The following is a 25088-nucleotide window of genomic DNA, read 5'->3' on the forward strand; positions in this document are numbered from 1 at the left end:
CTGACACGTCAGCCCTGTTCGCCGGCGGCGGCGTCGTATCCGGGCCGACCTTCTCCACTGCCACTCCCGACCACGCACCGAGCACCTACACTCACGCTGGTGCACGGACTCTCCTATACGGTCCTGGGCGGCCTCGGGGCTCAGATCGGTTCCGATGCCGTCGAACTCGGCACGCGCAAGCAGCGGGCCATGCTGGCGCAGCTGATCCTGGCCGACGGCGCGCCGCTGCGCGCCGACCGGTTGATCGAGGGCATCTGGGGCGACTCCCCGCCCGACCGCGCCGAGGTCTCGCTCCAGTCCTACATCTCGGGGCTGCGCAAAGCGCTCGAACCCGACCGCAAACCACGCAGCCCCTCCACTGTCCTGTTGACGCACGGGACCGGGTACAGCCTCCCGACGACTCCCGAACAAGTCGACCTCCGGCGCCTGACCACGAACCTGACGACGGCGCGGACGCTGATGCAGCGAGGCGACACCGCCGAGGCGGCCCCCCTGCTGCAGAAGATCCTCGACGACTATCGGCCTCTCCTACCCGAATTCGAGGGTCTGGCCTTCCGCGACGAGGCCGCCGCCCAGCTGGACCGGACGCTGCAGGCCGCGCGCGAGCTGTCGTTCGAGGCCAGGATGGCTGCCGGCGACCACCGACTGCTCGTCACCGAACTCGAGACCGAGGTGGAACGCGCGCCGCTCGACGAAGGCCTCTGGGTCTTGCTGGCCACGGCGCTGTACCGCCTCGGTCGCCAATCCGATGCGCTCGGCGCGATCGCCGGCGCACGGCGCATCCTGGCCGACGAGATCGGCGTCGACCCGGGTCCGCGGCTGCGGACGCTGGAAGCGGACATCCTCGACCACGCACCACATCTCGACACCCCGGCCGCCACCACGCGCGAGGCAGTCACCGTCGACGCCGCCGGGGCAGCGCCGCCCACGGTTCCCCCGATCGCCTTCGACGACGCACCGGCACTGGTCGGCCGCGCCGACGAGCTCGCCGCACTGCACCGTGCCGTGCTGGCGTCGATGTCGGGACACGGCGGGGTCGTCGTCGTGGAAGGCGAACCGGGCGCGGGTAAAACAGCGCTGATCGACGAGGCCGGACGTCGTGCAACCGGGGCCGCCGAGCTGCGCGTGCTGTGGGGACGATGCGTCGACGACCCGGCCGCACCGTCGATGTGGCCCTGGGTCCAGATCCTGGGTGCGGTACTCCCCCAATTGGATCCCGCCGAGCGCGAACGACTCCTCGACAGCTCACTCGGCCGCATGGTCACCGAAGGCGTCAACGTCATCCCGCCGCCCCGCCAGATGCCCGATGCCACCGCGCGATTCCAGTTCTACGACCAGGCCGCCGACCTGCTCGACGGCGTCGCGCAGACCTCGAAGCTGATCATCGTGCTCGACGACCTCCAGTGGGCCGACGGCGCTTCGCTGGAGTTGTTCGCGCACATGGCTTCTCGCCGCACCCCCGGTGTCACCTTCTTCTCGTCGCTGCGCTCACCGTCACCGCGGCCGGTGGTGGCCTCGACACTGGCGACGCTGGCCCGGCTCCCCGAGCACCGCCGGATCCACGTCGGCCCCCTGAACGGCGACGACATCTCCGAACTGATCCGCCGCGAGACCCAGCAGTGGCCCGAGGTCGCGACCGTCTCGTCGATCGAGCGGCGCACCGGAGGCAACGCGTTCTTCGTCCGCGAGCTGGCCCGCATCCTCGCCGCTCGCGGTTCCATCGCCGGCAGCGCGGTACCGTCCGGAATCCGCGATGTGGTTCGTCAACGTCTACTCGGATTGTCCTCAGAGACAATAGAACTCCTCGAGATCTCGTCGCTCATCGGAACCCGGGTGGATCTCGTGCTGCTGTCGACCGCCGCCGGCCGACCGGTCGAGAAGGCCCTCGACTCCCTCGAACCCGCGGGCGCGGCCGGGGTCATCGACCTCGGGCCGCAGGACCCCTTCGGTTTCGCCTTCGCCCACGACATCATCCGGGAGGCCATCGCCGACGGTGTCACCTCGATGCGCGCCCGACGGATCCATCTCGCGATCGCCGACGCGCTCGCGGGCAACTCCTCACCGCATGCGGTCACCCGGGTGGCCCGTCATCTGTGGTCGGCCGGTCCGCTCGCCGACCGCGAACGCACCACGGCGGCGCTGCTGACCGCGGGGAACATCGCCCTGCGCACCTATGATTTCGACGGCGCCAAGCGACATCTCGGCGACGCGGCCACCCTCGCGCGTTCCACCGGGGACCAGCAGGCCGAGTTGATCGCGATCGCCACCCAGCTGGCCGGCGAGGTCGCCGCCCACGGATACTTCGCCGCCGACCCGGACCTGCAGGAGCGTGCCCGCACACTCGCCTCGACACTCGGCGACACACGCCTGCTCGCCACCCTCGACTACGCGCGCTGCGCCGCCCACATCCAGGTCGCCGACGCCCACACCGGACATCGGCTGGCGCAGGACCTTCGCGGACGGGCCGAACGTTCCGATGACCCGGTCGTCGTGCACCTCGGCATGCAGGTCGCCGGGATCGATGAGTTCACCCGGGGGAATTTCGGTGCGGCGCACCGTATCCTCGACACCTACGCACCCATCCCCGACGATGTCGAGGGGCTGCGCGACGACCAGCTCGCGATGGCGCGCGGCTTCCGTGGCTGGACGGCTGCGGTCCACCTCGGCCGCGACGCCGGACGTTCGGTGTTCGCGGCCATGGCCGACTCACGGCCCGACGCCAGGTCACGTCTGGCCACGGCGATCTTCGCGGTGGGCGCGGCATCGATGCTCGGCGACGCCGCGTGGGCCATCGAGGCCGGCACGGCCATCACCGCCGACGGCGCGGGCGAACTCGCCTACCTCCGCCGCGGTGGCGAACGGATGTACTGGTGGGCTCGTGCGCTCGCCGGCGACATCGACGACGCGCTCGCCCGCATCGAGCAACTCAGCGCCGACCAGCCCGGGATGGGGGACCATCCGCGCACCGGAGAGGGATTCTGGCTGGGTCTGCATGCCGAGGTGCTCATCGCCGCGGGCAAGCTGACCGATGCCGCCGCACTTCTCGATCGTGCGGAGGACTTCGCCGAGAGGACCGGCGAACGATACGCGGACGCTCATCGCATCCTGGTGCGCGCACGGTACGAGTACGCCAACGGTCGCCCGGCATCGGTGGTCGGCGCGACACTCACGCGGGCACGCGAGGCCGCCGTGGTCCAGGAGGCGAACGCGCTGGTCGAGCGGATCGACTCGGTCGGTGCCGCCTGGGGTCTGTCGCCCCGGCTCCGGGACACCCCGTCCTGACACTTTCTCCCCTGGAGCACTCTCCCATGAAGCCCTGGCCATCAAGTCCGCCTCAAGTCGCCCCCAAGGTCGTCCGGCGAGTCTGGGTCGGCATCCGGCGCTGCCCGGAAACCGACCGCACTCACGCCGGATCGCCCGGCCGCACCTGAGGACCGCCGATGACCGCGACACCCACCTCGCCGACCGACCAGCCCGGACACGCCGCCGGCCAACCGGTGGGCAACCCCGAGCGACTCACCGTCCGTACCCGCACGTCGGTGCTCGCACAGTTGCGCGACCGCGTCGCCGGCGACGTGTTCGGTCCCGGTGACGCCGGCTACCTCGACGCCAGGTCCGGTTTCAACCGGCTCGGTGCACACCGCCCGGCGGTGATCGCCGTCCCCGCGAACCATTTCGACGTCGTCGAAGCCGTACGGTTCGCCGCCGAGGAGGACCTGCGGATCGCGGTCCAGGCGACCGGCCACGGCACCGGCCGGCCCGCCGACGGCGGACTGCTCATCAACACCTCGCGCCTGACATCTGTGACCGTCGACCCCGCTGCCAGGACGGCCCGCGTCGGTGCGGGATCGACCTGGCAGCGGGTTCTCGACGCCGCTGTTCCTCACGGTCTCGCGCCGCTGATGGGCTCGTCGAGTGGCGTCGGCGCCGTCGGTTACACCCTCGGCGGCGGATTCGGCTGGCTCGGACGGCGTTTCGGGTTGTCCTCGGATGCGGTGCGATCCTTCGATCTCGTCACCCCCGACGGCACCCCGATCCGGGTCAGCGACACCAGTTTCCCGCATGTCTTCTGGGCCCTGAAGGGCGGCGGGGCGGGCAGCCTCGGCGTCGTCACCTCGATGGAGATCTCCCTGGCCGAGGTGACCACGGTGTACGCGGGCAACCTGTTCTATCCCGCCGCCGACGCCGAGGAGATCCTCCGGCGGTTCCGGAGCTGGGCGCCCGCCCAGTCCGAGGAGCTGACCTCGGCCGTCGCCATCCTCAATCTGCCGCCCACCGACGACATCCCTGAACCGATGCGCGGACAGAGCTTCGCCGTGGTGCGCGGCTGCTGGTCCGGCGATCTCGACGCCGGCCGGGCGGTGGTCGACCAATGGCGCGACTGGAAGACCCCGCTCATCGACATGTGGGACGTGGTGCCGTTCGCGGCGGTCGATTCGGTCAGCATGGACCCCACCGAGCCGATGCCGGCGATGGTCACCACCGAGTGGTTCGACGACCTACCCGACGAGGCGGTCGACATCGTCGCGGCCAGGGTCCGACCGGCGCCGGCGTCGGCTCCGCTCATCGTGTCGGGCGAGATCCGTCACGCCGGCGGTGCCGTCGCCCGGGGCGCGTTGCACGCGGCCAACGACCGCGCACGTTGCGGCCAGTTCCTTCTCGAACTCATCGCGGTGGTCCCCGATCCGCAGGTCGCGCTGGCTGTCGAGTCGACCCTGCGGGTCACCCGCGCCGAGCTCGCGCCGTACGTGACCGGTGCCGCCTACCTGAACTTCGTTTCCGGCGCCGATCGCGCCGGCCGCGCCGCTGACGCGTTCAGCGCAGACCACCGTCGGCGCCTCACCGAGATCAAGCAGGCGCTCGACCCGGGGAACCGGTTCTGCCACGGCGACCTCTGATCCGAGAGAACTCCGGTACCGGAGGGCGCGACAGCCGCCACGCTTGCGCCGGATCGGCAGGTGTGGGCTGATGGTCGCCATGTCCTCGGATCCCGCCACGCAGCCGGGCGCGCCCGGAAGCGGTCGGCACCTGCTCGTCGTCGACGGCGCCAATGTCGTCGGATCGGTACCCGACGGGTGGTGGCGAGACCGGCGGGGCGCCGCGGAGCGTCTGCGAGACAGGCTCGAGCCGATTGCCCGAGACGGTCTCGAGGGCGTACCGGGGCCATTGGAGGTCGTCCTGGTCGTCGAAGGCAAGGCGCGCGGGATCTCCGCGGGAGCGGCGGTGCGGGTCGTCGAAGCGCCCGCCTCGGGCGACGACACCATCGTCGATGTCGTGCGTGACCATCCCGACCGCCGGACGACCGTGGTCACCGCCGATCGTGAATTACGCGCCCGCGTCGCGGAACTGGGCGCCCGGACCGTCGGGCCCTCGGCCGTCCCCCGATGAGACGATTCCGCCGGGTACACGGCGATTCCGGGCCGCAGTTTGGCGATCTCGCAGCGCACCGGCGTCCGCACGACGAATAATCCCTCTCAGCGTCGGCGCCGGCCGGCCCCCTGGAGGATCTCATGAACGACGTCGACGTCCTGATCGCCGGAGCCGGACCCGTGGGACTGACCGCCGCCATCGAACTCCGCCGTCGTGGGGTTCGCGTCCGGATCGTCGACCCGCTTCCCGATCCGCCACAGTACGCGAAAGCCGTTGGCGTGCAACCGCGCACGCTCGAGGTCTTCGAAGGTATGGGGGTGATCGAACAGATCCTCGACGCCGGTATGGAGATGCGCGGGCAGCTCGTGTACGTCAACGGAGAGCAGGTGTCGCGCGTCGACCTCATGACGCCGCCGGACGTTCCCTACCGTTTTCACCTGCTTCCGCAGTACGCCACCGAACGCGTTCTGCGTGAACGGCTCACCGATTTCGGCACCGTGATCGAGCGCGGGACCCGGGTGTCGGGCTTCGAGCAGGACGACGACGGCGTGACGGTCACTCTGTCCGGCTACGCCGGGGATGTCACCGTGCGAGCCGGGTATCTCGTCGGCGCGGACGGCGCCCACAGCGTCGTACGCAAGGGCCTGGGCCTGTCCTTCGAGGGCGGCGCCTTCGACGAGCAGTACATGCTCGGCGACGTCGCGGTGGACTGGTCGATGCCCCGTGGGTACGCGGTCCGTGCGATGCACCAGGCCGCCGACGGCACGACCGACGATCTGCTGGTGTGCATCCCGCTGCCCGGGCGGAGCCGCTACCGGCTGTCGACGCTGGTACCCGACGAACTCGCCGTCGCACCCGCGACCGGTGGCGATGGCGTCGCGCACGGCTTCGAGGGCGACCGGCCCCCGCAGCTCTCACACATTCAGGCCGTCGTCGACCGCATGGCCCCCGAACCGTCCACCGTGTCCGATCTGCGCTGGTCGTCGGTGTTCCGGATCAGTCACCGGATCGTCGACTCCTACGGGCGCGGACGGGTGTTCGTCGCAGGCGACGCCGCCCACATCCACCCGCCGACGGGCGCTCAGGGAATGAACACCGGAGTGCAGGACGCACACAACCTGGCGTGGAAGCTCGCGCTGGCCGTCGCCGGCGATGCGTCGGCCGCGCTCCTGGAGAGCTACGACCTCGAACGCCGCCCCGTCGGCGAGGAGGTCGTCGGGCGCACCGTGCGCGACGCGCGGGAAGGGGTCGGTTCCGATTCCACCGACATGGAATTCGTCATGCGGCGCGAGGCCCAACTACTGATCTCCTACGCCGGCAGCCCTGTGGTGGCCGGGTCGGCGACGCCCAGCCGGCAGTCGGCGCCACGAGCGGGGGAACGTGCCCCCGATGCCGCCGGACTGAGCCGTGAATCGGTCAATCATCCGCTGCGACTGTTCACCCTCCTCGGCGGCGTCGACCATTCGTTGATCCTCTACGCCGACGCCACCGCGAGCACCGAGGATGTCGCGGTCCTCGAGTCGCTGGCCGACGAGATCACCGCGATGTCACACGACCACGTCGATGTCCACGTGATCGCGGCACCGACCGCTCAGGTCGGGAGCACCGTCCTGCCGTTGCTCCGCGACACCGAAGGACTGTTCGCGGCGGGCTACCTGCCGGACGGTTCATCGGTGTTCGTCGTCCGGCCCGACGGCTACCTCGGATACCGCGGTCCGACCACCGACACCAAGGCCGCGCTGGCCTACCTCGAGGGGACCTTTCGGTAACACCGCGCGTCCGGCACTTCCGGCCCCGTCCGGACCTGCGTCCGCGTCACCGTAAGCTTGAGGACCGTGACCAGGGGAAAAGCTAGTACCGATCGGGGGCCGGTAGGGGCCGTGGCCACCCTGGCCGGGCGGATGGACGCCTCGGTGCAGCGATGGATGGACGAGTCGGTGCGGCGCCGAATCGACGAGTCCGCCGTCGGCCGCGCGAGGGGCGTCGGCGAGCTCATCTATCTCGTGGCCCCCACCGGGCACCCGAACTACGGCGATGAACTCATCGCCCGCACGTGGTTGCACCACCTGCACCGTGTGCGCCCGGGAGCCACCGTCGTGCTCGATTGCCACAGCCCGGGCTCGGCGTCGGCGTTGTTGCGAGACGCCCACCCCGGCATGCTCGTCGTCGACACACTCTGGCAGCTGACCAACCACGCCGCCGACGCAGAATCCGACGAACCCTGGGATTGGGTCGCACGAGCTGTCGCCGATCCCGGTCTCGCCCCGCGAATCACCGCGGGCATCGACCTGCTGAACACGGCCACCACCATCCACCTGCTGGGCGGTGGATACCTGAACACCGTGTGGCCGCATCATGTTTCACTGTTCGTCGCAGCCGCGGCGGTCGCCCGGAGGACCGGCGCCCGGTTGGTGACCACCGGCCAGGGACTGGTCCCGACACTCGACGAACCCGCATGGTCGGCGCTGCGCCATGCGTTCTCCGCCTTCGACATCGTCGACGTCCGCGACTCCGCGTCGCTCGACGCGCTGTCGGGGATCGCCGCGGCGCGCCATTCCGGCGACGACGCCTGGCTCGCGTTGCACCGGCCCGAACCGGGGCTCTACCGCACCGACGACGCTGTCGACCCTGGTGCACCGGATCGGCGTCCGCCGGGTGGGGGCGTCGTACTGTGTCTGCAGTCCGATCTGACCGAGAAGTTCACCGGGCCACGGTCGACCGGCGTCGAGGCGCTCGCCGATTTCGTTCGCGACACGCTCGACGCCTGGGAGGTACCGGGGTCCGCGGTGACCGTCGTCGAGGGCATTCCCGGTCACGACTACACCGTCCCGTTCCTGCTCGGCGCACGCCTCGATGGCGCGACGGTGCTCAACTTCCGTGACGTCTGGCTCGGCGGCCTGCCCGCCGGACGCCGAGACACGTGGATCAGCACGCGTTTTCATCCTCACCTCATCGCCGCCGCCGCCGGTGATCCCGGCGTCGCCGTCGTCCCCATGCCGGTGTACTACTCCACCAAGCACCGTTCCCTGATCGACGCCGGATCCGACTGGACCATCATCGATTCCGGTGACACGATCCCGAGCCGGCCGACCGGGCGCGGCTTCGACGCCGCTCATCGTGCCCTGGCCGTCGAGGCGAAACTCGCCACCGCGCGGGACATCTACCCTGTGTCCCGCCTGCTGGCCCACCGAGCGTGACCGCGCGACCGACCTGTTTGCGCCTTTTACACTGAGTGCCTCACCTCGGATGCACCCACGGTGGACAATCGCGGGATGAGCCAACTGCCCTTGCGCACAGGTGTTTTGCGGTGGACGATGCTGGGTGTCGTTGCCGTACTCGGCATCGCCGGGTGCTCACCATCGGACACCGCATCCCGATTCCGATCGTCCCCGAACGCCTCGACGACGATGCCGGCGGAGAGCGCGGCCGCGTTCCAGAAGGTGCTCGACACCACGCGCGCAACCGGCGGATTCCCCGGCGTCATCGCGCGGGTCATCTCCCCCGCCGGAATCTGGACCGGAACGTCGGGCGTCCGGGCAGCAGGCGGCGACGACCCGATCAGCCCCGAAGATCACACCCGCATCGGGTCACTCACCAAGACGATGACCGCGACGCTTCTGCTGCAACTCGTGCAGGAGAAGCGTGTCTCCCTGGACGACCCCATCAGCAAGTACGTGCCAGATGCCCCCAACGGCACCGCGACCGTGCGGCAGGTCGCGGACATGACCAGCGCCATCCCCTCGTACACGCAGTCCGAGGCGTTCGACAAGAAGTTCTTCGCCGATCCCGAATCCGTGTGGACCCCGCTCCAACTCGTCGACACCGCCACAACGCTGCCGCCGAGCTTCCCGCCCGGGCGGGGCTGGGAGTACTCCAACACCAACTACGTTCTGCTGGGGTTGCTCATCGAGGAAGTCCTCGACTCGGCGGTCGGAGAGATGTTCGAGAATCGCATCTTCGCCAAGCTCGGCATGGACGAGTCCTCGTGGCCCGGTGGGTCTGTGGAGATCCCTGATCCGCACCTCGACGGACTGACCGACCAGGGCCAGGCCGACGGCCGCACCGTCAACTCCACCCGATGGAATCCGTCGTTCGCCTTCACCGCGGGCGCGGTCATCTCCACCATCGACGATCTGCAGACCTGGGGCGAGGCCCTGTTCACCGGTCGGGGGATCCTCGATCCTGCGACACAACAGCTTCGGCGTGATTCGATCCTGACCTCGCCGCCGCCCAACACCGCGACGGCCGGCTACGGGATAGGCATCGGCAACCGGGACGGCTGGTGGGGACACGACGGCGACTTCCCCGGATACAACACCTCGCTGTTCCACAACTACGAGTCCGACACCACCATCATCATCGTCGTCAACAGCGACGACGATGTCACGGTCGACGGCACTCAGATGCCGCCGGTCTCCGCGCTCCAGGCCGGGCTGGTCGCCGCTCTCCCCTGACGCCGCTCTCCCCTGACGCCGCGCTCCCCTGACGCCGGTCTTCCCCCTGCGCGCCGGGCGTATGGTCGGAGCATGGCCAGAACCGTTGCGAAAGCCGATGCCGTCGACCGCGCCGAACTGCTGGACTTCATCCGGCCGCGCCACCACATGATCCTCAGCACCGTCCGGTCGAACGGCAGCCCTCAGCTGTCGCCGGTCACCGGCGGCGTCGACGACCACGGGCGCATCGTCATCTCCACCTACCCCGGCCGCGCCAAGGCCGCGAACCTGCGCAACACTCCCGTGGCGAGCGTTGTGGTCTTGTCGGATGAGTTCAACGGTGCCTGGGTCCAGATCGACGGTGACGCCGAGGTTCTCGACATGCCCGAGGCCGAGGACGCCCTCGTCGACTACTTCCGCAGCATCTCCGGCGAGCACCCGGACTGGGACGAGTACCGGGCGGCGATGCGGACCCAGGGCAAGTCACTCATCCGGATCACGCCCACGCGGTGGGGCCCCGTGGCCACCGGCGGTTTCCCCGCCGATGTCGCGGCCAAGCTCGACGCGCAGGACAGCTGAGCCGCTCCACGGCAGGCGAACCCTTGTCCGACAAGGTCGATTTCAAGAAGTCACTCGATACCTACACGGCCAGGCGCGGCGAGTTCAGGCTCGTCGACGTCCCGCCGACCCGGTACCTGATGATCGACGGCGCCGGTGATCCCAACACCTCACGGGAGTTCGCCGCGGCCATCGAGACCCTGCACCCGGTGGCGTACAAGGTGAAGTTCGCGAGCAGCCGCGAACTCGGCCGAGACTACGTGGTCCCGCCTCTCGAGGGCCTGTGGTGGTCGGAGGACATGTCCGCGTTCACCGGTGCGCGCGACAAGTCCCGCTGGAGTTGGACTCTTCTGCTGATGGTCCCCGGCTGGATCGACGACGATCTGGTCGCGGCCGCCGTTGCGAAGGTTGCGGGCACGCGGCCACCGCCCCGGCTCGACGACCTACGGTTGGACGTCCTCGACGAAGGTCTCTGCGTGCAGACACTGCACCTCGGCTCATTCGACGATGAGGCCCCGGTGCTGGCTCGGATGCACGACGAGTTCGTCCCGGCCAACGGGCTTCGGATGCGGGGCATCCACCATGAGATCTACTTCAGCGATTTCCGGAAGGTCGCCCCGGACAAACTGCGCACCATCCTGCGACAACCTGTCGAACAATTACACCCTTCGAGTATCGCGAAGCTGTGACGTCTCATCTCATTCCGAGGGTGCAGCCGTCGGCTGACTCCAGCTCGCCAGGATCGAGATCGCCTCACGCGACGGTGATCCCGGCTCTGTCGAGTAGAGGAACAGCGTCTGGTCGTGGTCACCCGGAAGGGTGAAGGTCTCGTAGTCCACGACGAGTTCGTTGAGGTCGCGATCCTCGGCCGCCTCGAGCCGTAAACTCTCGACCGCGTTGCGCGCCTGCACTTCCCAGTCGACGAAGAGTCTGCGCGCGTCGTCGGACAGGAGCATCCAGCGGGCGTAGTTTCGCTCTCGCCCGGGCAGTCGCTCGAAGTCGGCGAACAACGCGCACGCCATCGGGTTGGCCGCGAGCACCTCGGTACGGCGTCCGAGGACGAGTGCGGGATGGGCGTCGAAGGAGTCGAGAAGCCGACGCAACCCGGGCCGCAGTCGCTGCACGCTCGACCGTGAACGCGCAGCTGCCCGTGGAATCCACTGTCGAGGTCTACCCCGCACTCCGCGAGATGACCGGCGCCCACCAGGCGATGTCGGGCACCCAGCTCGGCGATCCGGCCCGCGCGGCGTCGGCGATCATCACCGTCGCCACGCGAGGCGACGCCCCGCTGCATCAGCTGCTGGGCTGGGACGCCCTCGAGTTCGCCGACGCTCGGCTGCACTCCCTGCGGAAGCAGTTCGACGCCGCACGCGACCTCGCGGTGACCTCGGATCATCCCGCGGTGTGACGCCTCCGCTGCGCCGAGCAGCGTGACGATCCGACTCGGGAGCCCGATCGTGCACCGGACGCTCGGGCCCGCCCGGCGCGGGGGTGGCCGGAACTCCGTCGAGGTCGACAGATGCCCAGTCGCGTCTATAGTCGGGTTCACACCGGCCCCGACCGAACGGATCGCGATGCCGACAACAGTCGCCGAGAGAATTGTCGAAGAGCTCGAACGATCAGGAGTCCGACGGATACACGGCCTCCCGGGCGATTCGCTCAACGGACTCACCGATGCCCTGCGCACCAACGACACCATCTCATGGCGTCATGTCCGGCACGAGGAATCGGCCGCGTTCGCCGCGTCCGCGGAGGCCGCACTGACCGGGGAGCTCGCCGTCTGCGTGGGCAGCTGCGGACCGGGCAACCTGCACCTGATCAACGGGCTGTTCGACGCCCACCGCAGCCGGGTACCGGTGCTCGCCATCGCCGCGCACATCCCGGCGACCGAGATCGGGACCGGATACTTCCAGGAAACCCATCCGGAGCAGCTGTTCCGGGAGTGCAGCGCCTATTGCGAGATGGTCAGCACGCCCGAACAGATGCCCCGCCTGCTCGACATCGCGATCCGCACCGCCGTCGAACGCCAGGACGTCGCGGTCCTCGTCATCCCCGGGGAGTTGTTCCTCACCCCGTGTCCCACACGGCGCTCGGGTGCCCCGATCCGTCGCCGCCCTCGGCTCGCGCGGCCCACCGACGCCGACATCGTCCTCCTCGCAGAGACCCTCAACGCCGCCCGGCGGGTGACCATCCTGGCCGGCGCCGGGGTGCAGGGTAGCCACGACGAGGTCGTCGAACTCGCCGGTGCCCTGCAGGCACCGATCGTGCATGCGTTGCGCGGCAAGGAGTTCATCGAATACGACAACCCGTACGACGTGGGAATGACCGGGCTGCTGGGCTTTTCGTCGGGATACCGGGCGATCGAGAAATGCGACACCCTGCTGATGCTCGGCACCGACTTCCCCTACGAACAGTTCTATCCGTCCGAGGCGACGATCATCCAGGTCGACATCCGCGGCGAACAGATCGGGCGCCGATGCCCCGTCGACCTCCCGCTCGTCGGGGATGTCGGTGACACGGTGCGTGCACTTCTCCCGCACATCGCCGACGGCCGCGACTCCGAGCACCTCTCGGATGCGCTTGCCCACTACACCAAGGCCCGGCGCCGGCTGGACGAACTCGCCGACAACGACCGCAACCGCGCACCCATCCACCCGCAGTACCTCACCCGCCTGATCAGCGAAAAGGCAAGCGCCGACGCGGTGTTCATCCCCGACGTCGGGTCGCCGGTCGTCTGGGCGGCGCGCTACCTGCAGATGAACGGTGCGCGGCGACTGATCGGTTCGTTCACCCACGGATCGATGGCGAACGCGGTGTCGCAGGCAGTCGGCGCACAGACCGCGTTCCCCGACCGTCAGGTCATCGCCCTCGCCGGCGACGGCGGCCTGGCCATGCTCCTCGGCGAACTGCTCACGATCACCCAGAACAAACTGCCGGTGAAGATCGTCGTCTTCAACAACTCGTCGCTGAACTTCGTCGAGGTCGAGATGAAGGCGGCCGGTTTCGTCAATTTCGCCACCGACCTCGAGAACCCCGACTTCGCGAAACTCGCCGAGGCCGTCGGCATCCGCGGTACCCGTGTCGATCAACCCGACGATCTCGCCTCCGCGGTCGATGAGTTCCTGGCCCACGACGGCCCGGCGCTGCTCGACGTCACCACCGCCAGACAGGAGCTGTCCATCCCGCCGACCATCACTGCCGCCCAGGCCAAGGGGTTCACCCTGTACGCGTTGCGCACGGTGCTGTCCGGACGCGGCGACGAGCTCGTCGATCTCGCCGAGACCAACCTCTTCCGCCGACTCTTCGACTGACCCCTGACTGCGCGCGCACCGAAAACCGGACAACGCGCGGTCGGTGCACCCGCACGGGCCGGGCGGCGGCTCGTCGGGCGCGGGATCGGAGATGTGCGCGAACACCCCCACGGGTGATACACATGATTCGATTCGTCTCATACCGTTGGGAGTACCTTGTCCACCTTGCTGCCGCGAACCGGCGATCCCGGAGCCCCGGCCTTCCCGACCGCGGTGGCCTACGACAAGGCAGTCGCCGGCCGAGGTCTGACCCGGGTACGCCACGTGGTCCGCAGGGTCACCGGCAAGGACCTGTTTCCCGAACCGGAGCACCTGCGCACCTTCGCCGAGGACATGTTCCGCACCGATCCGGTGGCCGAGCGGTTCGTCGACGAGGTGTACGGAACCCTCGGACCCGAGGCTGCTCGCGCACTGCTCGATCAGGCGCTCACCGACGGTCTCGACAGCATCGACAATCCCCCGCCGGCGCTCGTCGAACTGTTCGAGGAGTTCGACGAGGTACCCGACTGGGTCGATCCCGAACTGATCGCCGAAGGCGAGGCGATCTGGCGGCGCTGGGGTACCGGCTTGTTCAGCGTGGCCGGCGGGATCACGCTGGAGATGTACACCGAGGCCGCGGTGGCCAAGCCGCTGTCGCTCGCGGGGGGCTACGCCGGCGACAACGCGCTGCGCCGCTTCCTGGAGACCTCACGGTTCTGGATCGATGTGTCGCAGCCCGGCGCTCTGCTGACCCCGGGATCGCAGGGGCGTGCGACGGCGATGCGGGTGCGGGTCATGCACGTGTGGGTTCGACGCACCGTCGCCGGACATCCCGAATGGGACCGGAGCCGCTGGGGCGACCCGATCAGCCAGTCCTACCAGCTCCTCACCCTGTTGGGTGGCAGCGTCGTGCCCGCGTCGGCGTTGTGGCTCACCGGGGTGATGACCACGCCCCGAGAGATCCGGGTACTGCTGCACTACCAGCGCTATCTGGGCCACCTGCTGGGTGTGCGGACCCAGTGGTACCCCGAGACCATCTCCGATTCACTCCGACTGCTGGCGTTCGTCACCTCCACCCGCAGTCACGACGCCGGGGCCGACGGCGCCGAACTCATCGAATCGTTCCCCGCGGCCTTCGCCGCCGACGGCGCAACCGGGTTCAAACGCCTGCGCGGCAGATACAACTCGATGATGTACGCGGCGTACTCGAGCATCTACATGATGCCGATGACACGTCTGCGCTACCGCATGCCCAGCCCGATCCCCGGCATCGCCCTGATCGTGCTGAGGATGCCGGCCGTCGTGCTGGTGGAGACCTTGCGGCGCCTCTCCCCCGGATTCCGCCGCCTGCACGAGAAGGCGATGTGTCGTCACCGGGAGAACTGGCATGACTGGCAGACTTCCGGACGTCCCGCGGACTTCGCCCACGGCAAGGGGCTGCGGCGGTGAGGTGATCGCGGTGGTGACGTGATCGCGGTGGTGACGTGATCGCGGTGGTGACGTGATCGCGGTCCCATCAGGCCGCGGCGGGCGGCACCCGACCGTGATCGGCACCCGGGTCTGACCGGCACCCGACTTTGACGCAGTGGAGTACACGATTAGCGTGTTCGGGGTGACCCATTCTCCGACCGCAGCTCCGAATGCATCCGGTGACGCCGCAGGGCTCGAAGCCCGCGTCGGCCACTACTACACCCTTGATGGCTCCTACCAGGTCGGTCGCGAGAAGGTGCGCGAGTACGCCCGCGCGGTGCAGGACTACCATCCCGCCCATTGGGAGCCCGAAGCTGCTGCGGCCCTGGGTTATTCGGGACTGGTCGCGCCGATGACGTTCACGTCCATCCCGGCGATGGCGGCCAACCGCGAACTGTTCGAGTCGGTGATCGTCGGCTACGACACCTACGTGCAGACCGAGCAGGTCTTCGAGCAGCACCGCCCCATCGTCGCGGGCGATCAGCTCGTCACCGATGCGGAATTGTCGGGCGTACGCAAGGTTGCGGGCCGCGAACTGATCACGGTGACCAACACCATGACCGATGCCGCGGGCGAGAAGGTGCACACCATGCACACGACCGTCGTCGGCGTCACCGCCGACGAAGTCGACCCCGAACTCAGCTCTGCCGTGCGCAAGGTGATGATGCACGACGTCAACATCTTCAGCCACGACGAAACCGCGGACCGCTACGTCAAGACCGTCCGTCCCGACGGCGAGATCCGCACCGCCGACGACGCGAACCGCCCGTCGGGTGCCCGCTCCTTCGACGAGCTGTCGGTCGGCGACGAACTCCCCCTGCACAACGCGCGTCTGTCCCGTGGGGACCTCGTGAACTACAGCGGCGTCGCCGGCGACGCGAACCCCATCCACTGGGACGAGAAGTCCGCCAGGCTCGCCGGCCTGCCGGACGTGATCGCGCACGGAATGCTCACCATGGGACTCGGGGCGGCCTTCGTCTCGGCCTGGTCGGGCGACCCCGGCGCCGCGACCCGTTATTCGGTGCGGCTCTCGCAGACCGTCCCCGTGTCGGCGTCGGAGGGCGGCGACATCGAGTTCAGCGGCCGGATCAAGTCGCTGGACCCCGAGACGCGTACCGGCGTCGTGATCGTCGTCGCCAAGTCCGGCGGCCGCAAGGTCTTCGGTCTGGCCACCATGAACATCCGGTTCTCGTAGAAGCGAGACGTACGACGAAGTCCCCGGTGCGGCCTGGCCGCGCCGGGGATTTCGTCGTCGCCGGCCCCAGTACTCGCCGGCCCCCAGTACTCGCCGGCCCTAGTACTCGCCCTTGATGACGAAGTACGAACCGCGGATGATCCCGGCGAGCTTCGACTTCTGGCGCGCGAACTTGAACTTCGACTCGAGTTCCTCCGGGACGTCCATCCCCTCGGAGAGTTTGAAGCCGACCGCGCGCTTACCCGAGGGATCCAGGCTGTACATGACGTTGACGGCCAGGCCCGACTCGTAGAACACATATGACATGTGCAGACCGTCGACCTCGAAGTCGCTGACCTCCAGCGGGTTCGACGCGATGGTGATGTCGCGCTCGTCGGCGAGGATGCGAGTCACCCGCGCAAGTACGTCGGGTGCCTCATCGGCCGGCACGACCGTGAAGTCGTGGCCGTATTTGGTCTTGTAGTAGCGGGACTCGTTGGCGCGGAGCCCGGCGAGCGCCTCCGCCACCGGAGAACCGTCCACGCCCTCGGTGGAGACGTTCGTGAAGTCGACGACGTAACCCATACCCGCTCCATCTCCGATGTCAGCCGAGTGCCCCACAACAGTAGAGCCCCCGACCAGGGGCCGGGGGCTCTACTGACTGCTTGACGCAGATTCATCACTGCAGGACGAACACCGGGATCTGCCGGTCGGTCTTGGTCTGGTACTCCGCGTACGGGGGGTAGGCCGCGACGGCGAGCTCCCACCAGTGGTCGCGTTCCTCGCCATCGCTCAGCTCGCGCGCGGTCATCTCCTTGACCTCGGTGCCGTCTTGCACGGTGACCTGCGGGTTCGCTTTCACGTTGTGGTACCACGCCGGGTGTTCCGGCGCGCCGCCCTTGGAGGCGACCATCAGGTAGCGACCGTTCTCCTCGACGCGCATCAGCGGCACGTAGCGCTTCTTGCCGGATTTCGCGCCGGTGGTCGTGAACAGGACGATCGGGCGATCCATCACGGTGACACCCTCGGTGGTGCCCTGCTCGAGGATCTTCTCGGTCTGCTCGCGGACCCAGCCTTCCGGGCTCAACTCTGCATTAGCACTCATGGTTTGCCAGCGTACTCCGCTGCCGCCCCTCTTCTTGCTGCCGTCCGTCCCGCTGTGGCCGTCAACCACGCGTTCCGGCGTCGCCGCGACGGCGATACAACCCGTCGACGAACACACCGGCCATCTGCTGGTTGTAGTCGAGCTCTTTCCCTGGCACCCGCTGGCACAGCAGCGCGATCGCGTGCAGGAGCGTGCTCGCGCTGACGGCCGGGCGCAAGTCCTCGGCGCCGGCCTCGAGCAGCGAGGCGACAGCCGGTTCGAGCCGCTCCACGAAGTGGTCGGCCAGTGCGTCGAAGGCCGGATCTCCCGAGTGCAGCGCCGAGGCGAGCCCTCGTTTGGTGCCCACGAACTCGGTGTAGCGGTGCACCCACTGTGCGAGCGCCTCGGCCGGCAGATGAGAGTCACGCAACTCCTCGGCCAGGCCGCGCACTCGAGGACCTCCTCGCGGGGCTCGACGTGGCACTTCCCGACGATGTCCTCGACCGCATCGACGAGACCGTTCCGCCCGGAACCGACATCGGCAGGCTCGACCAGACCTATCTACCCCCGGCCATCCAGAACCGGTCCCTGTGGCGGCGGCCTGTTCATGAGCGTGCCGGTCGTGCTGCCGCCTGAACCAGATCGAGCGTCACGGCGCGGTTATGTACTTGGTGTCCGATCGGCCGATTACTGTGGGTTCCGACCTCACCCGATTGGCAGCCTGCGATGAGCCCACTTCGCGAAGACCACGACGCCGAGCAATCGGCCGCGCTCTCGACGCCGGTCGGAACGATCACGATCGCCGGGAACGGACGGTCGATCGTCTCGGTCGGCTGGCGTGACCCGGCCGGTCCCGTCGACGCAGCCTCCCCCGATCCTCTTCTGAGGGAAGCAGTTCGGCAGCTCCGTGCGTACTTCGACGGAAAACTGCTCGTCTTCGACATCCCGGTCGATCTCGGCACGATGTCCGAGTCGGCCCGCGCTGTCCTCACGACGCTGCATGAGGACGTTCCGGCCGGAGAGACCGTCACCTATGGAGAGCTGGCGAGGATGAGCGGCACCGAGGTGCCGGCGCGAGGCGTCGGAACCATCATGGGCATCAACCCGCTGCCTCTGGTCGTCCCGTGCCATCGCGTCGTCGCCGGCGATGGCCTCGGCGGTTACTCGGGCGGCACCCACGGGCAGGGCCTGGCGACGAAACGCTGGCTGCTCGAATTCGAAGGTTCGCTGCCGCCGACGTTGTTCTGACACAACCAGAAAGCACCCTTGCGCGCTGCTTGATGTTGTTATCGTCCCCGGCAAGGCACCACGAACCCGAACGCCGAGGAGACCCGATGTCCAGCAGTCGATCCCGTCTCGCCGCCGCAGTCGTCGCGGTCTCGGCCGCGATGTTCGCAACCACCGTCGTCCCGTCATCTGCCTCGGCAGCGCCCACCGACAGCCGTCCGGCGGCAAGCACGTCCGGCCACGGGCTCTGCCTGGATCTCGGTTCACCCGAGGTCAAGCGAGCACTTCGCGTGATCGGTCCGCCCTTCAGGAGCTCCGCCTCGAAGTGGGTGCCCCGCAGAGGACCGAGGAGCCGTTCGCTGGACCGCACCCCCGCGTGTCCGCCGCTGATGTGGGCCGTATTCGACACGGAGCGCGGCACCGTGTCCTCTCCTGTGGCGGTCCTGCTCTTCCGGCCCGGGAAGTTTCTGGGACTCACGAACCGGCCGACCGGGTACACCAACGTCAGCGACTTCTCCCCGGTCAGCGTGACGGTCACCTACCGATGGCCGCGACGCGGCGACGCGAACGCCGACCCGTCAGGCGGTCCTGTGTCGTCCACCTTCGTGCCGGTTGTCGACCGCGTCTACCGGATCGGCGCTCTTCCACCGGGTCTCTGACGATGGAGGGCGCCCACCCGCGATGCTGATGACACCCCGGAGTGGTACCCACCTATGCGGGGTGTCAGATCTGGGCTCCGGTGAGCGACGGCTCGTGCAGCGACGGCTCGGCGATCGACCGTTCGGCGATCGACCGTTCGGGGGCGTCCGCGCCGAAGGCGCCGCGGTATCGCGTCGCATGGTGGCGCTCCGGCAGACGTGCTCCCTCACCGAAGATCTTTTGGCGAAGCGTGCCCTCGGAGTACTCGCTCTGGATGAGCCCACGGTCGCGCAGGGTCGGGTTGACGTGGTCGACGAATTCCTCGTATGAGCCGGGGATCTCGTAGTTCATCAGGTTGATGCCGTCGATTCCGCTCGCCTGCCACGCGGCGAGTTCGTCGGCGATCTTCTCCGGGGTCCCTACGATGCGAAGGCTTGTCGCGGTGTGGTGTGCGACGTCGCGCAGCGTGGCCGGGCGGTCCTTGACGAGGTCACGGATCCAGCCGACGGCGGACTGCACGCCTTCGGTCTCGATCTCACCGACCGGGGTGTCGAGGTCGTCGTGCCCGAAGTCGATGCCGATGGAACCCGACATGTGTGCGAGATGCCCGTCGTGGTCGATCCATTCGTCGAGTTCGGCGGCGACGCGCGCCGCTTCGGCCTCGGTCGAGGTGGGCACGACGTAGAGCCCCTGGAAGAACTTCAGGTCGTTCGCTCGGCGCCCGATCGCCACCGCACGTCGGCGGATGTCCGAGGTGTCCCGGAGTGCGGCTTCACGGTTCGGCGTTCCGAGGAACACCGCTTCGGCGTTCTTCGCCGCGAAGTTGCGGCCGGCCTCGGAGGCACCCGCCTGGAACAGGAACGGCGTGCGCTGCGGGCTCGGGGACACCAGGTGCGGGCCCTCCACCTGGTACCGCTCGCCCTTGTGGTTGATGCGGTGGACCTTGTCGTAGTCGGCGTGGATTCCCCGCTCACGGTCCTGCACCAGCGCGTCGTCGTCCCAGCTGCCCTCCCACAGTTTGTAGGCGACGTCGACGTACTCATCGGCCCACGCGTATCGCTCGTCATGCGCGGTGAGTCCGTCGAGGCCGAAGTTTCGGCTGGCATTCGGCAGATAGTTGGTGACGATGTTCCAGGCGATGCGCCCCTTGGACGCATGGTCGAGCGTCGAGATCCGGCGGGCGAAGTTGAACGGGTGCTCCTGCAGGATGCTCGCGGTGAACGCGATGCCGAGATGCTCTGTGGCATATGCGATGGCGCTGGCAAGAACACTGGGGTCGTTGCTCGGAACCTGCAGACCCGCCTCGAAGTACTTGCGCTCGTCCCCTCGGTAGGGCGCATAGAGCCCGACGACGTCGGCGAAGAAGATCGCATCGAACCTGCCGCGCTCCAACGTCTTGGCGAGATTCACCCAGTGGTCGAGGTCGTTGAAGTCCGTCTGGCGAGCTGTGGGACGCCGCCATGTCCCCTGGACGATGTGGCTCGTCGTGTTCATCACGAAGGCGGCGAAGTGCAAGGGGCGGGGCGATTGTTGCGCAGACACGGATGAACGTCCTTCATGGGGTGCAGGCGGAGATGCCTGCTAAAAGGCTAGGCGGCCCCCGTCGCAGTGTGCCCGCTTAGATTCTCGCTGATTTAATTTGGCGCACAGGGACTATCGGCTCAGACGACGAAATCAAACCGCTGGACAGCGTCGGGACAATGAGCCCATGAAACTGTGGGTCGACGATCTCCGTACACCGCCGGCGGGTTGGACGTGGGCGAAGACGAGCGCCGAGGCGATCTCACTCCTGCGCCGCAACGATGTCACCGCCCTGTCACTTGATCACGACCTCGGCGGTGACGACACGACCCGCCCCGTCGTGCTCTGGATGTGCGAGAACGACGTGTGGCCGCAGGACATCCGCGTCCACAGCGCGAACCCTGTGGGCGTCGAATGGCTCACCGGGATGGTCGAGCGATATCGACCTTGAAGGCGAGCTCGGCACCGAGACAGAAGTCGGTCGGGTGGCCTCCCCCGGCCCTCGCAGTGCGGTCGGCTTCGGCCGCCGGTCGGGAACGCACCGGCGCGACCGATGCCGTGTCGCAGAAGTTTCGCGACTCAATTCGCGACACTTTTGCGACTCCATCGGTCGCGCCACTGCAGACGCACAGACCAACAATCCGTGAGTGTCTCGAATCTCCGCGCGTCCCGGAACTCCTTTCGATAGTTTTGAGATAGTCTGCTCCGGTGACAACAGATGCGACGCCAGGGTCGTCGGGGATCGCGCTCGGCTATGCACGCGAGACCCTCGGCACCCACGCACTCCCCCCGCAGATCGACGCACTCACCGACGCCGGAGTCGATCCTGAACGCATCTACACCGACGCCGCCGACCGTGACCGGGCCGCCGAACGCCGCCCGGGGATGACCGCACTCTTGGATTACGCGAGGGCCGGCGACACCACCGTCGTCGTCGGCATCGATCGTCTGGGCCGCACCGTCGGCGAGGTCATGGCGATCGCACATGAGCTGGCCGGTCGCCGTATCGGCCTACGGTCGCTGCGCGAGGGAATCGACACCGACGATCCGGCCGGCGCGATGATCGTCGCCGTGCTGGCCTCCCTGGCCGAACTCGACGACCCGTCGACTCGGCCCGACCGATCGCAGCCGAGGACGCTGCGCGGGTCGTCGACGGCAGTCGGTCGTCCACGCGCACTCGACGCCGAACAGGTCGCACGTGCCGAACAGATGCGTGCCGCAGGCGAATCCGTGCCGAGGATCGCCCAGGCGCTCGGTGTCAGCCGGGCGACCCTCTACCGCACCCTCGCCGAAAGGCGTTCGGTCCGTTGAACCCTCTGGAGCCAGACCTTCCCGAACTCGACATCGTCACCGAGCACGGCGTCGTCACGCGGCTGCCCACGTCGTTTCCGATCTTCGACGCCGAACTCGACGAACATCTCGACCCGGACCTGTTCCAGAAAGGCTTCTGCGACGCCGAGGCCGACCTCGGTGCACTCCCGCCCCCGTGGGCTCGTCAGCTCGCCTCGTCGACCCTGGCCTGCCCACCCGACCCGGACGACGAGGAACCGAGCTACACACGCGGATACCGCGCGGCGTTGTACGGACATCTACGCCATGCCGGCAAGTGAGCATCGAAGTCGAGAACGCGGAGGGCGACAAGGACACCTTGATCGATCCGTACATGTAGCGCTTCAGTCCGCGGGTGGCGCCGCGGCCGAGCGCTGTCCCCGCGCTGGGACACCGGTGATCTACTGGGACACGGCGTTGTCGCCGCAGCTGGCGAACCGAACCCTGCGGCCCTGCACATGGACCCGGAGGATGACGGCCGGTCAGGAGCAGGTCCCGGGCGGCGACGCGATGCTGCGCGAGGTCGCCGAAGACCCCGATCGCCGGCGCTTCCTGCAGGACTGCAGCGCGATCGATCGCCTGCTCGCCCGGTTCGGTGAGGCCAGCTGACTGCGCAGCAGCGGGCCCAACGGGACTCGTGGGCCGGCGCTGTGGCGGGAGGCATGTGCGGCACGCGCCGAAGTGGACGACGACCTTCCGACGCGCCGCTACCGTAGGACCGTGAACGTCCACAACCGCGCCCGACTGGCGACACCGACAGACGCAGCGACGATGGCCGACCTGCTGGATGCGTTCAATCGCGAGTACGACGAACCATCGCCCGGACCGGCGGTGCTGGCTCATCGCCTACGCGAGTTGCTCTCCGGCGCTTCCACTTTCGCCATCGTGGCCGGCGACCCGATCACGTCGTTGGGACTGGTCACCATCAGGACCAACGTCTGGCTCGAGGGCGGCATCGCGCTGCTCGACGAGCTGTACACGACGCCCACCGAACGGAGCCGCGGACTCGGCAGTGCGGTCCTGACCGTCGCCGTCGCGGAGGCGGCACGACGGGGTGCCGGTGAGTTCGAGATAGAGGTCGATGAACCAGACGTCGACGCGCACCGCTTCTATGCCCGGCACGGGTTTCCGGTACGAAACCCCGCCACCGGCGACCGCGCTTTCGTCCTGCGCACGGAGCTGACAAACCCGTAAGTCCTATGGGATGCCGCGCATGCCATAAGGTACGGACGTGGTTCAGCTGACAGTGGGAAGCCTCCGAGACGACGCGACGACCGACGTCCTCCTCACCGCGGAGAAGTTCAACCGGCACACCTTCTGGTGTGGCCAGAGCGGATCGGGGAAGACCTACGCGCTCGGAGTGGTGCTCGAACAGTTGCTCCTGAACACTCGACTCCCCCTGCTCATCCTCGATCCGAACGCCGACTTCACCCGGCTGCCGGAGACACGTGACTCCACGCACCCGGACGCCGCCGCGATCGGTGCATCCGACATCCGGGTGTTGCATTCCACCCGACGCGACCAACCACAGTTGCGAACACGGTTCACCGAGCTCCCCCTGGCCGCGAAGGCCGCAGTCCTGCAGCTGGATCCGATCGCCGACGCCGACGAGTACAACGTTCTGCTGCATGCCGATGCCAACCTCACCGGGGCCAACCTCACCGGGGCCAACCTCACCGGCGCCGGCACGCTCGATGAGGGCACATATATCACCGCCCTGCGCTCATCCGACGATCCCGGCCACCAGCGTCTGGCCAAGCGCATCGAGAATCTTCAGGTCCTCGAGTGGGACCTGTGGGCGCGCGGCGAGCTCGCTGCCACCGACATCATCGACGAACGACCCCAGGCGACGGTGCTCGACCTGGGCGGGTTCGCCCATCCGGCCGAACCGAAGGTCGCCGCACTCGGTGTGCTCGAACACCTGTGGGCGCGGCGCGACGAACGCCGCCCGGTCCTCATCGTGATCGACGAGGCCCACAACATCTGCCCGCCGCTGGCAACCAGCGCGGTCGAGCAGGCTCTGATCGATCGCGTCGTGCAGATCGCCGCCGAGGGACGCAAATTCGGTCTCTGGCTGCTGCTGTCGACGCAACGGCCGACGAAGATCCACCCCAACGTGCTGTCCCAGTGCGACAACCTGTGCCTGATGCGGATGAACGCGCCGCGCGATCTGGCCGAACTGGCCGACACCTTCGGTTTCGTCAGCGAGCACATGCTGGCGGAGTCACCCGAATTCCGCCAGGGGGAAGCACTCTTCGCCGGTGGGTTCGTTCCCACACCCACGTTCACACAGATGGGCCCCCGCATCACCGAAGAGGGCGGCGCCGACGTCGCGGTGCCGCTCACCGGCTGAGCGCCGAGGCATACCCCACAGACGAGAAAGCCCCTTCCGATTGTCACCGGAAGGGGCTTCTTTCTGTCGGGCTGACAGGATTTGAACCTGCGACCACTTGACCCCCAGTCAAGTGCGCTACCAAACTGCGCCACAGCCCGTTTGCTCCCTGCTCAAGCGGAGCGATGTAAAGCCTAGCCGACGACCACGGTCCGGAACCAATCGCCTGGTCAGGCGGGGTTTCCGACGCATCCCTCAGATGTCGCGCTTCGTGGTGCCGGGCGCTACAAAACGCTACATCGCGGCCGGGCCCTAGACCGTCGAGCGCCTCTTGAACCAGATCCACCCCGCGGTCACCAGCAGGGCACCCACGAGTGAGCCGATGATACCGCTGGGACGGAGTTCGAGGCCGTCGCCCGAGAGCAGGCTGATGAGAAGTCCGCCGACGAAGGAGCCGACGAGACCGGCGACAAACGCGAGGCCCCAGTCAACGGTCCGCAGGTTCTTGCCACCGACGAGGACCTGCGCGAGTGCGCCGATGACCATGCCGAACACGATGATTGCCAAGATGAGCACGACTCGGAGTGTGTCACAGCGCGTCCACTACCGGGCCCGAACGGGCAGCACCCGCAAGCCCTCCACACATGGACATGCCCACCAC

Annotated in this window: 25 protein-coding genes, 1 tRNA gene and 2 pseudogenes; 21 read left to right on the forward strand and 7 right to left on the reverse strand. The window is 68.1% G+C overall.

Annotation, left to right across the window (positions count from 1 at the left end; translation table 11 throughout):
* Positions 1-99: 99 nt before the first annotated feature.
* The 8 genes from H1R19_RS13370 to H1R19_RS13405 all read left to right on the forward strand — a co-directional run bounded on the left by H1R19_RS13370 (position 100) and on the right by H1R19_RS13405 (position 11050).
* Positions 100-3282, forward strand: a complete 3183-nt coding sequence (locus H1R19_RS13370; protein WP_219849289.1) for an ATP-binding protein — start codon at positions 100-102, stop codon at positions 3280-3282.
* Between the two features lie 158 nt (positions 3283-3440).
* Entirely contained in the window at positions 3441-4898 is a 1458-nt protein-coding gene (locus tag H1R19_RS13375) for an FAD-binding oxidoreductase (RefSeq protein ID WP_188330434.1), read from the forward strand.
* 79 nt (positions 4899-4977) lie between these two features.
* Positions 4978-5388, forward strand: coding sequence for a PIN domain-containing protein (locus H1R19_RS13380; protein WP_219851658.1), 411 nt, complete (start codon positions 4978-4980; stop codon positions 5386-5388).
* 122 nt (positions 5389-5510) lie between these two features.
* Entirely contained in the window at positions 5511-7139 is a 1629-nt protein-coding gene (locus H1R19_RS13385) for an FAD-dependent monooxygenase (protein ID WP_219849290.1), read from the forward strand.
* A 132-nt stretch (positions 7140-7271) separates the two neighbouring features.
* Positions 7272-8567 (forward strand): polysaccharide pyruvyl transferase family protein, encoded by a 1296-nt coding sequence (locus tag H1R19_RS13390; RefSeq protein ID WP_219851659.1) that lies wholly within the window; start codon positions 7272-7274, stop codon positions 8565-8567.
* A gap of 75 nt (positions 8568-8642) precedes the next feature.
* Positions 8643-9824, forward strand: a complete 1182-nt coding sequence (locus tag H1R19_RS13395) for a serine hydrolase domain-containing protein (RefSeq protein ID WP_219849291.1) — start codon at positions 8643-8645, stop codon at positions 9822-9824.
* Positions 9825-9896: 72 nt separating this feature from the next.
* Complete coding sequence (locus H1R19_RS13400) at positions 9897-10382, forward strand: PPOX class F420-dependent oxidoreductase (RefSeq protein ID WP_188330437.1); 486 nt, start codon at positions 9897-9899, stop codon at positions 10380-10382.
* A 23-nt stretch (positions 10383-10405) separates the two neighbouring features.
* Positions 10406-11050 carry a GyrI-like domain-containing protein gene (locus tag H1R19_RS13405; protein ID WP_219849292.1) on the forward strand — a complete coding sequence of 215 codons (645 nt, stop codon included), beginning with the start codon at positions 10406-10408 and terminating at the stop codon, positions 11048-11050.
* A 9-nt stretch (positions 11051-11059) separates the two neighbouring features.
* Here the strand turns inward: H1R19_RS13405 and H1R19_RS13410 are convergent.
* Positions 11060-11515 (reverse strand): annotated as a pseudogene (locus tag H1R19_RS13410) (MmyB family transcriptional regulator); the annotation flags it as partial.
* Between H1R19_RS13410 and H1R19_RS13415 the strand changes: the two are divergent.
* The 4 genes from H1R19_RS13415 to H1R19_RS13430 all read left to right on the forward strand — a co-directional run bounded on the left by H1R19_RS13415 (position 11494) and on the right by H1R19_RS13430 (position 16316).
* Positions 11494-11769, forward strand: coding sequence for a Rossmann-fold NAD(P)-binding domain-containing protein (locus tag H1R19_RS13415; protein ID WP_244971030.1), 276 nt, complete (start codon positions 11494-11496; stop codon positions 11767-11769). The pseudogene H1R19_RS13410 and the gene H1R19_RS13415 overlap by 22 nt on opposite strands.
* 166 nt (positions 11770-11935) lie before the next feature.
* The gene (poxB, locus tag H1R19_RS13420) at positions 11936-13672 is read left to right on the forward strand and encodes a ubiquinone-dependent pyruvate dehydrogenase (protein ID WP_219849293.1); all 1737 of its coding nucleotides are present in this window, start codon (positions 11936-11938) and stop codon (positions 13670-13672) included.
* Between the two features lie 156 nt (positions 13673-13828).
* Positions 13829-15100 carry an oxygenase MpaB family protein gene (locus tag H1R19_RS13425; RefSeq protein ID WP_223205328.1) on the forward strand — a complete coding sequence of 424 codons (1272 nt, stop codon included), beginning with the start codon at positions 13829-13831 and terminating at the stop codon, positions 15098-15100.
* 163 nt (positions 15101-15263) lie between these two features.
* Entirely contained in the window at positions 15264-16316 is a 1053-nt protein-coding gene (locus H1R19_RS13430; protein ID WP_244970700.1) for a fused (3R)-hydroxyacyl-ACP dehydratase subunits HadA/HadB, read from the forward strand.
* A gap of 99 nt (positions 16317-16415) precedes the next feature.
* Here the strand turns inward: H1R19_RS13430 and H1R19_RS13435 are convergent, their stop codons facing one another.
* The 3 genes from H1R19_RS13435 to H1R19_RS13445 all read right to left on the reverse strand — a co-directional run bounded on the left by H1R19_RS13435 (position 16416) and on the right by H1R19_RS13445 (position 17830).
* Positions 16416-16880, reverse strand: a complete 465-nt coding sequence (locus H1R19_RS13435; protein WP_188330440.1) for a phage tail protein — start codon at positions 16878-16880, stop codon at positions 16416-16418.
* 94 nt (positions 16881-16974) lie between these two features.
* The gene (locus H1R19_RS13440; RefSeq protein WP_219849294.1) at positions 16975-17400 is read right to left on the reverse strand and encodes a nitroreductase family deazaflavin-dependent oxidoreductase; all 426 of its coding nucleotides are present in this window, start codon (positions 17398-17400) and stop codon (positions 16975-16977) included.
* Between the two features lie 61 nt (positions 17401-17461).
* On the reverse strand, positions 17462-17830 hold the full coding sequence (locus tag H1R19_RS13445) for an SbtR family transcriptional regulator (RefSeq protein WP_219849295.1): 369 nt from the start codon (positions 17828-17830) through the stop codon (positions 17462-17464).
* Between the two features lie 26 nt (positions 17831-17856).
* Here H1R19_RS13445 and H1R19_RS13450 point away from each other — a divergent pair, with 26 nt between their 5' ends.
* The 3 genes from H1R19_RS13450 (at position 17857) to H1R19_RS13460 (ending at position 19265) form a co-directional block, all read left to right on the forward strand.
* The gene (locus H1R19_RS13450; protein WP_219849296.1) at positions 17857-18015 is read left to right on the forward strand and encodes a hypothetical protein; all 159 of its coding nucleotides are present in this window, start codon (positions 17857-17859) and stop codon (positions 18013-18015) included.
* 90 nt (positions 18016-18105) lie between these two features.
* Positions 18106-18627 carry a methylated-DNA--[protein]-cysteine S-methyltransferase gene (locus tag H1R19_RS13455; protein ID WP_188330443.1) on the forward strand — a complete coding sequence of 174 codons (522 nt, stop codon included), beginning with the start codon at positions 18106-18108 and terminating at the stop codon, positions 18625-18627.
* Between the two features lie 86 nt (positions 18628-18713).
* Entirely contained in the window at positions 18714-19265 is a 552-nt protein-coding gene (locus H1R19_RS13460; RefSeq protein WP_219849297.1) for an LppP/LprE family lipoprotein, read from the forward strand.
* Positions 19266-19329: 64 nt separating this feature from the next.
* On the opposite strand, the gene H1R19_RS13465 is transcribed toward H1R19_RS13460, so the two are convergent.
* A complete protein-coding gene (locus H1R19_RS13465; RefSeq protein ID WP_257865646.1) occupies positions 19330-20787 on the reverse strand; it encodes an LLM class flavin-dependent oxidoreductase in 1458 nt (485 codons plus the stop codon).
* A gap of 166 nt (positions 20788-20953) precedes the next feature.
* Here H1R19_RS13465 and H1R19_RS13470 point away from each other — a divergent pair, with 166 nt between their 5' ends.
* The 6 genes and pseudogenes from H1R19_RS13470 to H1R19_RS13495 all read left to right on the forward strand — a co-directional run bounded on the left by H1R19_RS13470 (position 20954) and on the right by H1R19_RS13495 (position 24448).
* A complete protein-coding gene (locus tag H1R19_RS13470; protein ID WP_188330445.1) occupies positions 20954-21217 on the forward strand; it encodes a cyclic-phosphate processing receiver domain-containing protein in 264 nt (87 codons plus the stop codon).
* Between the two features lie 290 nt (positions 21218-21507).
* A complete protein-coding gene (locus H1R19_RS13475; protein ID WP_219851663.1) occupies positions 21508-22077 on the forward strand; it encodes a recombinase family protein in 570 nt (189 codons plus the stop codon).
* Complete coding sequence (locus H1R19_RS13480; protein WP_188330446.1) at positions 22074-22376, forward strand: hypothetical protein; 303 nt, start codon at positions 22074-22076, stop codon at positions 22374-22376. The genes H1R19_RS13475 and H1R19_RS13480 overlap by 4 nt, the downstream gene beginning before the upstream one ends.
* Positions 22377-22581: 205 nt before the next feature.
* Positions 22582-22704: pseudogene (locus tag H1R19_RS13485) on the forward strand (diiron oxygenase); the annotation flags it as partial.
* Between the two features lie 111 nt (positions 22705-22815).
* Positions 22816-23289, forward strand: a complete 474-nt coding sequence (locus H1R19_RS13490; protein WP_219849298.1) for a GNAT family N-acetyltransferase — start codon at positions 22816-22818, stop codon at positions 23287-23289.
* A gap of 37 nt (positions 23290-23326) precedes the next feature.
* On the forward strand, positions 23327-24448 hold the full coding sequence (locus H1R19_RS13495; protein WP_244970701.1) for an ATP-binding protein: 1122 nt from the start codon (positions 23327-23329) through the stop codon (positions 24446-24448).
* 66 nt (positions 24449-24514) lie between these two features.
* Here the strand turns inward: H1R19_RS13495 and H1R19_RS13500 are convergent.
* Positions 24515-24588, reverse strand: a tRNA-Pro gene (locus tag H1R19_RS13500).
* A 151-nt stretch (positions 24589-24739) separates the two neighbouring features.
* Positions 24740-25003: a GlsB/YeaQ/YmgE family stress response membrane protein gene (locus H1R19_RS13505; RefSeq protein WP_188330459.1), complete on the reverse strand. Its 264-nt coding sequence runs from the start codon at positions 25001-25003 to the stop codon at positions 24740-24742.
* Between the last annotated feature and the right edge of the window lie 85 nt (positions 25004-25088).

It is taken from the genome of Gordonia jinghuaiqii, assembly GCF_014041935.1.
In the GTDB taxonomy this organism is placed as follows: domain Bacteria; phylum Actinomycetota; class Actinomycetes; order Mycobacteriales; family Mycobacteriaceae; genus Gordonia; species Gordonia jinghuaiqii.

What these genes read in the sequence shown, in the direction of transcription:
- H1R19_RS13440 (WP_219849294.1), bottom strand. Translation starts at nt 17,400, where the DNA reads ATGAGTGCTAATGCAGAGTTGAGCCCGGAAGGCTGGGTCCGCGAGCAG.
- H1R19_RS13390 (WP_219851659.1), top strand. Translation starts at nt 7,272, where the DNA reads ATGGACGCCTCGGTGCAGCGATGGATGGACGAGTCGGTGCGGCGCCGA.
- H1R19_RS13375 (WP_188330434.1), top strand. Translation starts at nt 3,441, where the DNA reads ATGACCGCGACACCCACCTCGCCGACCGACCAGCCCGGACACGCCGCC.
- H1R19_RS13435 (WP_188330440.1), bottom strand. Translation starts at nt 16,880, where the DNA reads ATGGGTTACGTCGTCGACTTCACGAACGTCTCCACCGAGGGCGTGGAC.
- H1R19_RS13385 (WP_219849290.1), top strand. Translation starts at nt 5,511, where the DNA reads ATGAACGACGTCGACGTCCTGATCGCCGGAGCCGGACCCGTGGGACTG.
- H1R19_RS13455 (WP_188330443.1), top strand. Translation starts at nt 18,106, where the DNA reads ATGAGCCCACTTCGCGAAGACCACGACGCCGAGCAATCGGCCGCGCTC.
- poxB (WP_219849293.1), top strand. Translation starts at nt 11,936, where the DNA reads ATGCCGACAACAGTCGCCGAGAGAATTGTCGAAGAGCTCGAACGATCA.
- H1R19_RS13395 (WP_219849291.1), top strand. Translation starts at nt 8,643, where the DNA reads ATGAGCCAACTGCCCTTGCGCACAGGTGTTTTGCGGTGGACGATGCTG.
- H1R19_RS13470 (WP_188330445.1), top strand. Translation starts at nt 20,954, where the DNA reads ATGAAACTGTGGGTCGACGATCTCCGTACACCGCCGGCGGGTTGGACG.
- H1R19_RS13400 (WP_188330437.1), top strand. Translation starts at nt 9,897, where the DNA reads ATGGCCAGAACCGTTGCGAAAGCCGATGCCGTCGACCGCGCCGAACTG.
- H1R19_RS13460 (WP_219849297.1), top strand. Translation starts at nt 18,714, where the DNA reads ATGTCCAGCAGTCGATCCCGTCTCGCCGCCGCAGTCGTCGCGGTCTCG.
- H1R19_RS13380 (WP_219851658.1), top strand. Translation starts at nt 4,978, where the DNA reads ATGTCCTCGGATCCCGCCACGCAGCCGGGCGCGCCCGGAAGCGGTCGG.